Origin of the sequence: Streptomyces sp. A0592 (genome assembly GCF_004795115.1) — a bacterium.
Lineage (GTDB): Bacteria > Actinomycetota > Actinomycetes > Streptomycetales > Streptomycetaceae > Streptomyces > Streptomyces erythrochromogenes.
The window spans coordinates 1-7,260 of sequence record NZ_SSBM01000081.1 but is presented as its reverse complement, the minus strand read 5'-3'; the positions used below and the strand labels follow the sequence as shown (position 1 = coordinate 7,260).

Annotated in this window: 5 protein-coding genes; 1 reads left to right on the top strand and 4 read right to left on the bottom strand. The window is 72.9% G+C overall.

Features of this window, described 5'->3' with window-relative positions; genetic code table 11:
- Positions 1 to 32: 32 nt before the first annotated feature.
- From E6U81_RS39205 to E6U81_RS39190, 4 genes are all read right to left on the bottom strand, one after another.
- Positions 33 to 1,736, bottom strand: coding sequence for a DUF885 domain-containing protein (locus E6U81_RS39205; RefSeq protein WP_136234757.1), 1,704 nt, complete (start codon positions 1,734 to 1,736; stop codon positions 33 to 35).
- 240 nt (positions 1,737 to 1,976) lie between these two features.
- Positions 1,977 to 3,443, bottom strand: coding sequence for a GNAT family N-acetyltransferase (locus tag E6U81_RS39200; RefSeq protein WP_136234756.1), 1,467 nt, complete (start codon positions 3,441 to 3,443; stop codon positions 1,977 to 1,979).
- Between the two features lie 111 nt (positions 3,444 to 3,554).
- Positions 3,555 to 5,123 (bottom strand): alkaline phosphatase D family protein, encoded by a 1,569-nt coding sequence (locus E6U81_RS39195; RefSeq protein WP_136234755.1) that lies wholly within the window; start codon positions 5,121 to 5,123, stop codon positions 3,555 to 3,557.
- Between the two features lie 223 nt (positions 5,124 to 5,346).
- On the bottom strand, positions 5,347 to 6,198 hold the full coding sequence (locus E6U81_RS39190; protein WP_136234754.1) for an alpha/beta fold hydrolase: 852 nt from the start codon (positions 6,196 to 6,198) through the stop codon (positions 5,347 to 5,349).
- A 288-nt stretch (positions 6,199 to 6,486) separates the two neighbouring features.
- On the opposite strand from E6U81_RS39190, the gene E6U81_RS39185 reads away from it, so the two are divergent.
- Entirely contained in the window at positions 6,487 to 7,254 is a 768-nt protein-coding gene (locus tag E6U81_RS39185) for a GntR family transcriptional regulator (protein WP_136234753.1), read from the top strand.
- Positions 7,255 to 7,260 lie beyond the last annotated feature (6 nt).

Here is a 7,260-nt window from a genome sequence, read left to right as displayed (position 1 = left end):
CGTACGGCGTCCGGCGACCGGCTGCGGTGCCGTCAGAGCTTCGAGAGCTCGTCCAGCAGGTCGTCCAGCCCCAGCGAACCCTGCGACAGCGCCGCCATGTGCCAGGCCTTCAGGTCGAAGGAATCGCCGTGCGCCGCACGCGCGTTGTCCCGGCCCAGCAGCCAGGTGCGCTCGCCCAGCTTGTAGCCGATCGCCTGTCCCGGCATGGACAGGTAGCGGGTCAGCTCGCTCTCCACGAACTCCGCGGGCCGGCCGCTGTGCAGGCCGAAGAACTCCTGCGCGAGGTCCACGGTCCATGTCTCGCCCGGGTGGAACGGCGAGTCCGCCGGGATCTCCAGGCCCAGGTGCATGCCGATGTCGACGATGACCCGCGCCGCGCGCATCATCTGGCAGTCCAGGTAGCCCAGGCGCTGCTCGGCGTCCTTGAGGTAGCCCAGTTCGTCCATCAGCCGCTCCGCGTACAGCGCCCAGCCCTCGCAGTTGGCGCTGACCCAGCCGACGGTGGCCTGGTAGCGGGAGAGCTGGTCCGCCACGTGCGTCCACTGAGCGAGCTGCAGGTGGTGGCCAGGGACGCCCTCGTGGTACCAGGTGGACACCAGGTCGTAGACCGGGAAGCGGGTCTGCCCCATGGTGGGCAGCCAGGTGCGGCCGGGCCGGGAGAAGTCCTCCGACGGGGAGGTGTAGTACGGGGCCGCCGGGCCGCCCGGAGGGGCGATGCGGGACTCCACCTTGCGCACGCGCTCGGCCAGTTCGAAGTGGGTGCCGTCGAGGTTGGCGATGGCCTCGTCCATCAGGCCCTGCAGCCAGGCCTGGACCTCGTCCACTCCTTCGATGTGGGTGCCGTGCTCGTCCAGGTGCTTCAGCGCCTCCCAGGGGCCCGCGCCCGGGAGGATCTTGGCCGCCTCGGTCTTCATCTCGGCGAGCAGCCGGTGGTACTCCGACCAGCCGTAGGCGTACGCCTCGTCCAGGTCCAGGTCGGTGCCGTTGAAGTAGCGGGACCAGCGGGCGTAGCGCTCGCGGCCCACCGTGTCGGGCCGGCCCTCGACGGCGGGCGCGTACACCGCGGCCATCCAGTCGCGCAGTTCGACGACGGCAGCGGTGGCGCCGGCGGCCGCGGCGTCCAGCTCGGCGCGCAGGGCCTCCGGGCCGCCGGAGGCGAAGTCCTCGAAGAAGGCCGCGGCGGTGCCGTCCTGGCCGGCCCAGGTGGTCAGCTGGCCGATCATGGTCCCGGTGGCGCGCGGGCCGCCGTACAGGCCGCGGTCCAGGCCGAGCTGCAAGGTCTCGCGGTAGCCGGCGAAGGCGGTCGGGACGGCGCGCAGCCGCTCGGCGATGGCCGCCCAGTCCTCGTCGGTGTCGGCCGGGGTCAGGGAGAAGACCTCGCGGACCGAGTGCGCGGGGCTGTGGATGTTGCTGACCGCGCGCAGGTCCTCGTCGGCCTCGTGGACCGCGAGTTCGGCCGTGAGGCGTTCGCGGAGCAGACGGCCGCAGCGCCGCTCGGCGTCGCTGTCGGCGCCGGGCAGTGCCTCGGCGGCGTCGAGGCGGGCGAGGGTCTCGCGGGAGAGGTCGGCGACGGCGGCGCGCCCCGCCGGCGAGAAGTCGGGGAGCCTGGCGGAGCTCTCGGCAACACCCAGGTAGGTGCCGGCGATCGGGTCGAGGGCGATGAGGCCGTCGACGTAATCGTCGGCCACCTGGCGGGGCAGCCGGGGGGCGCTGCCGGTGTGGAGGGTCTCTGACATGCGGCCATCTTCGTATGTCATGCGTGCTCCCGTCATCACCGATTGCCGTCGGCCTCCTGACACGGGCCGGAGCACGGCTGTCGGATTCGACCCGAAGTGATCAACCAGCCCTGTGTACAAGCCACTTCGGGGGATCTGCGGGGCGCGGCCGGTGATGGCGGGGTCCGGAGTTTGGCCGGATCTGAACGGAGGCGCCCGCTCCGGCCGGAGCGGGCGCCTCGGGGTTCCGAGGGGCCGGGCTCAGTGCGGGCGGCGCGGGGCCTGCTGCTCGTGCGCCGCTCCGAGGGGAAGCTCGTACGGCAGCCGCGAGCCGACGGGCTTCGCGTCCAGCCGGGCCGTGATCACCAACGTGCCCTCCTCGATCTGGTAGTCGAGCGGGAGGCCGAGACCGCGCATGGCGGCGACCATGCCGGTGTTCGCGGCCCGGGTGACGGCGTAGACGCTGTCGCACCCGGCCTCGACGGCCATGGCGATGAGCCGACGCAGCAGCTCGGAGCCGATGCCGCGGCGCTGCCAGTCGTCCTCGATGAGCAGGGCGATCTCGGTCTCGTCGCCGTCCCACAGGAGGTGGCCGAGCGCGACGAGCTTGCCGGAGGCGGTGGTGGCGGCGAGGGTGCGGCCGAAGCGGGGGCTGAGCAGGTGGCCGAGGTAGCGGTCGGCGTCGGCGACGGGGCCGTGGTAGCGCAGCCCGAGGGTCCGCTCGGAGCAGCGGTCGTGCATGGCGCGGGCCGCGGGCAGGTCGGAGCCGTCGGCGCGGCGCACGGTGATCTCGTTGCCCTCGGGGAGGGTCAGTACGTCCTGGCTGCGCGGGACGCGCGGACCGAGCCGGGCGTCGAGCTCGACGAGGGCGCGGGCCCGGGCGAACTCGGTCGGGGTGAAGGGCAGGTAGGGCCGCTCCACGGTGATCGCACCGCCCGAGGGGTCGCGCAGCCGCATGACCGTCGCCTCCAGCACGCCCTCGACCGGGGCGTCCGCGCCGGCGTTCGGGCGGCCCGAGAGGGTGGTCGCCGGGATCGAGTGGATCGTGCAGCGGCCGAGCAGCTGGCGCAGGGCGAGGGGCAGCTCGGCGGCGTCCAGCGCGGTACGGGTGGCCAGGCCCAGCAGCCGGGTCGGGGTGTCGACGAGGTCGTGGGCGTCGGCGCGCTCGATCCAGGTGCTGTGGCCGCCGGCCCGCGCGACGGCGCGGGTGAGGTCGCCCGAGGGGAGCCACTGCGGGGCGCGCAGCAGGAACTCGTCCACGGTGCCGCCCTCGGGGAGCGGGTGCGTCTGGAGGGTCAGGATGTCGACGCCGTTGCGGGCGAGGGCGGTGCACAGGACGGCCAGGGAGCCGGGCTGGTCGCGTACGGTCGTGCGCATGCGCCACAGGGTGGTGGTCCCGGCAGCCCCCGAGGGCCCGGGGGTCCCGGCAGTCCCAGCGGTCCTGGGGGCGGCGTCGGCCGCCGGCGGTGCGGGATCGCCCGGCGGCGGTGTGCTGGGCGGCGGCGCATGGCTGTGGCGCCGGGCCCACCACGTGTGGAATGCCGCGGTCACCAGCAGCGCGATGGCCGAGGCGACCAGCAGGATCGGGCCCCGGGGGCCGTGCACGACGAGATTGGCGATGGCATCGGCGACCGCGACGGCGCAGAACAGTGCGGCGAGTTCGACGACGTCGCGGCGCCAGTGGTGGCGGTGGGGACGCTGGGCGGAGGCGTGGGCACGGTCAGTCATGCACACCACTGTTGCTCAAGGGTGTTGCGTGATCACGAACGATCTGTGACCGACTGGTTAAGTGTCCATCTGGCCGATTTCACCCAGTTTTCGGGGCCTTTTCCGGTCGGCCTACTGGCCCACGCGCCCGGGCCGGAGGGTCCGGCTGAAGAGTACGCCCCCGCCCTGGCGGCGCAACCGGACGGTGAGGTCGCCGCTGCCCCCGTCGATGTCGACCTCCCCGTAGTAAGGGGGGTTCTCGGACGGCGACATGTTGGCGAAGGGGGCCGACTGGACGAAGGCCGTCTCCGGGCCGAAGGTGGCGTAGAGCCGCCCGGCCGGGAAGCCGCCGGCCCCGATGGGGCCGGAGACGAACTCCCAGAACGGCGAGAAGTCGGAGAAGGCGGCCCGCTCCGGCGCGTAGTGGTTGGCCGCGGTGTAGTGCACGTCGGCGGTCAGCCAGAGGGTGCCGGTGATCCGCCGGTGCTTGATGTGCCGCAGCAGTTCGGCGATCTGCAGCTCCCGGCCCAGCGGGGCGCCCGGGTCGCCCTGGGCGACGGCCTCGAAGTTCGCGGCCCCGTCGGGGACGACGATGCCCAGGGGCATGTCGGAGGCGATGACCTTCCAGGTGGCGCGGGAGCGCGAGAGCTCGCGCTTGATCCAGGCCAGCTGCTCGGGGCCCAGGATGCCGATCGGGTCCTCGGCCTGGTCGCCGGGGGAGTTGGCGCTCCGGTAGGTGCGCATGTCGAGCACGAAGACGTCGAGGAGCGGGCCGTACCGCATCACGCGGTACATCCGCCCCTCGGCGCGGCCGCCGCGCAGGTCGGTGACCGGGAAGTACTCGCCGAAGGCGCGGCGGGCTCGGGCGGCGAGGGTGTCGGCCTCCTTGACGGTGTAGCGGGGGTCGTCGATGAGCTGGCCCGGGTACCAGTTGTTGCGCACCTCGTGGTCGTCCCACTGGGCGAGGACGGGGACCTGGGCGTTGAACGCGAGGAGGTTGCGGTCGAGGAGGTTGTAGCGGAAGTTGCCGCGGAACTCGTCGAGGGTCTCGGCGACCTTGGACTTCTCGGCCGTGGTGATGTTGCGCCAGACGGTGCCGTCGCGCAGGGGCACGGCCGACTTGATGGGCCCGTCGGCATAGATCGTGTCCCCGCTGAAGAGGAAGAAGTCGGGGTTGCGCCGGAGCATCTCGTCGAAGACGCGGTAGCCGCCGACATCGGGGTTGATGCCCCAGCCCTGGCCCGCCAGGTCCCCGGACCACAGGAAGCGCACGTCGCGGCGGCGCGAGACCGGGGTGGTGCGGAAGGTGCCGTGGACGGGTTCGGAGGTGCGGCGGGGGTCGTCGGGGTCGGCCAGGACGACCCGGTAGTGGACCTGCTGCCCCGGCGGGAGGTCGCGCAGGACGGTGGTCCCGGTGAAGTCGCTCGACGGGCCGAGCAGCGGGCCGCGGTGGCGGCGTACGGCGTAGCGGAACGCCTCGCTCGGGGAGGTCTCGACGTACATCCGCGCAAGGCGGTCGGATCGGGTCCACACGGTGGCCGCGTGCGCGGTGATCTCGCCGGACTGGACGCCCCAGTGCGCGTTCGGCCGGCCGGAGCGGGCGAAGGCGGGGGCGGCGAGCGCCGGAGCGGCGAGCAGCGCGGAGGACAGGGCGAGGGAACCGCCGATGAGGGACCGTCGGGTGTGTGGGGTCGATGCCATCGGTGCGTCTCCAGGGGGCGGCGAGGGCGGGTCGGACCAGCGTGCCGTCGCGCACCGGCCCGGCCGCGTCGCCCACGCGAACCGCGGATGAACAGCCGCCAGCCGCTCATCCGTTCAGACGTTCAGGCTTCAGGCGTTCAGAAGTCCGACCTCTTGACTCAGACCCTGCCCTGCCCTGCCCGGTTCCGCCCTGTCCTGCCCCGCTTTGGTTCCGCCCCCACACTCACGCGACCGGGACGGCGGCGCGGCGTGCCGTGTCCAGCACCACGCGGGCGACGAGCGCCGGATCGTCGCTCATCGGGACGTGGCCGCAGCCCGGCAGGCGGACCAGCCGTGCTCCGGGGACGGTGTGCTTGGCGCGCACGCCCTGACGGCGCAGCAGCAGCCGGTCGCGGGTGCCCCAGGCGATGGTGACCGGCAGCCCCGGCACGTCGTGGGTGAAGCGTACGGAACCACCCGCGGCCAGGGTGTCCTCGAACCCGGTGGCGTGGCGCAGGGCGAGGGTCTCGGCGACCACGGCCTCGGGTGAACGCCGGGACGGACGTCCGTAGATGATGCCCGTGAGCGCGGCGCGCCCGGCGGCGCTGCGCGAGAGCCGGTCGACGGCGGGCAGGGGCAGCGTCCGGGCGCCGGCCCGCAGGGCGAGGAGCGCGGCGAAGGCGTAGCGGCGTTCGCCCCCGGTCCAGAACCCGGCGGGGGAGAGAGCCGTGATCGAGCGGACGAGATTGCTCCGGCCCATCTCGAGAGCGAGCAGGCCGCCGAGGGAGTTGCCCGCGACGTGCGGGCGCTCGACGCCGAGGGCCGTGCAGAGCGCTCCGAGCGCCGGGGCCACGGTGTCCAGGGAGTACGGAACGCCCTTGGGCAGCGGCTCCGAGGCGCCGAAGCCGGGCAGGTCGACGGCGATCACGTCGTGCTCGGCGGCCAGGATGTCGGTCACCGGGTGCCAGGCCTGGAGGTGGTGGCCGATGCCGTGGAGCAGGAGAAGCGGTTCGCCCGAGCCCTTGCGCTCGTAGGCGACCGTGGTGGTGCGGGTGCCGAGCGGCGAATCGATCGTGAAGGAGACCGTGGCGGTCATGCTGCTCCTCGTCGGTTGGACTGCTGCGAGACACGCTGTCAGGAGTGCCCACCGCCATGATTACCGTCGGGTAGCCCTTGACTACAAGCCCTTGTGGCGCACGAGAACATCCCATGAACGGCTTGATACATATGCCCGATCTGCCCGGCAAAGGTATGAGCATTGGTCTTGACCAAGGGGGTGCACCGTCCTATCGTCGCAGGGATAGTGCAGGAACCTTTAATAAACAAAGGCGCGGAACTGCCGCTGGAACACACGGCGAGTGCAGCGATGGCAGGAGGAGTCAGGGTGGGGACCACACAGCTCGAAACGGTGCCGGAACCGAAGTACTGGCACCTCAAGACCGTCCTCAGCGAGGCGCTCGACCAGGATTTCGCCGTCGGCGAGGTGCTGCCCAACGAGCGTGAACTCGCAGCCCGCTTCGGAGTCGCCCGCGCGACCCTGCGTCAGGCACTGGAGCAGCTGGAGCTCGAAGGCCGGCTGCAGCGCCGCCGCGGCGTCGGCACCACCGTCGCCCCGCCGCGCGTCGGCGTCGCCGTCGGCAGCGCGCAGCACAGCTGGCCCGGGGAGGCAGTCGACGGCTGGGAGCCGCAGGACGCCTCGGAGTCCCTGCCGCCCGCGGCGGTGCTGAAGCTCCTCGGAACCGGTGGGCCGTTCGCCGCCGACCAGCCGGTCCACACCGTGCGCCGCACCAGGATGACGAACGGTCAGGCCGTCGCCGCCGAGCTGCTGTACGTGCCGGCCGCCTCGGTGCCCGGACTGCCCGCCATCGAGGCCCCGTCGGGTCCCGCCCGTGCCCGTGCCGTCCTGCGCGAGCTGCAGCGGCTGGTCCTCGACGGCCAGGACCGCTCGGTGGAGCTGGGCTCCGCCCGCGCCGACGACGCCAAGGAACTGGACCGGCTGCCCGGCGCTCCGGTGCTCCTGGTCACCACGCGGTACTTCACCGCCGCGGGCACGGCCGCGGTCTCCGTGGCCACCTACCGCGCCGACACCTGCCGCCTCACCTTCGGGGACTCGGGCGGCGTCGAGATCACGCACGAGCCCGTCGCCTCCTGACCCCGG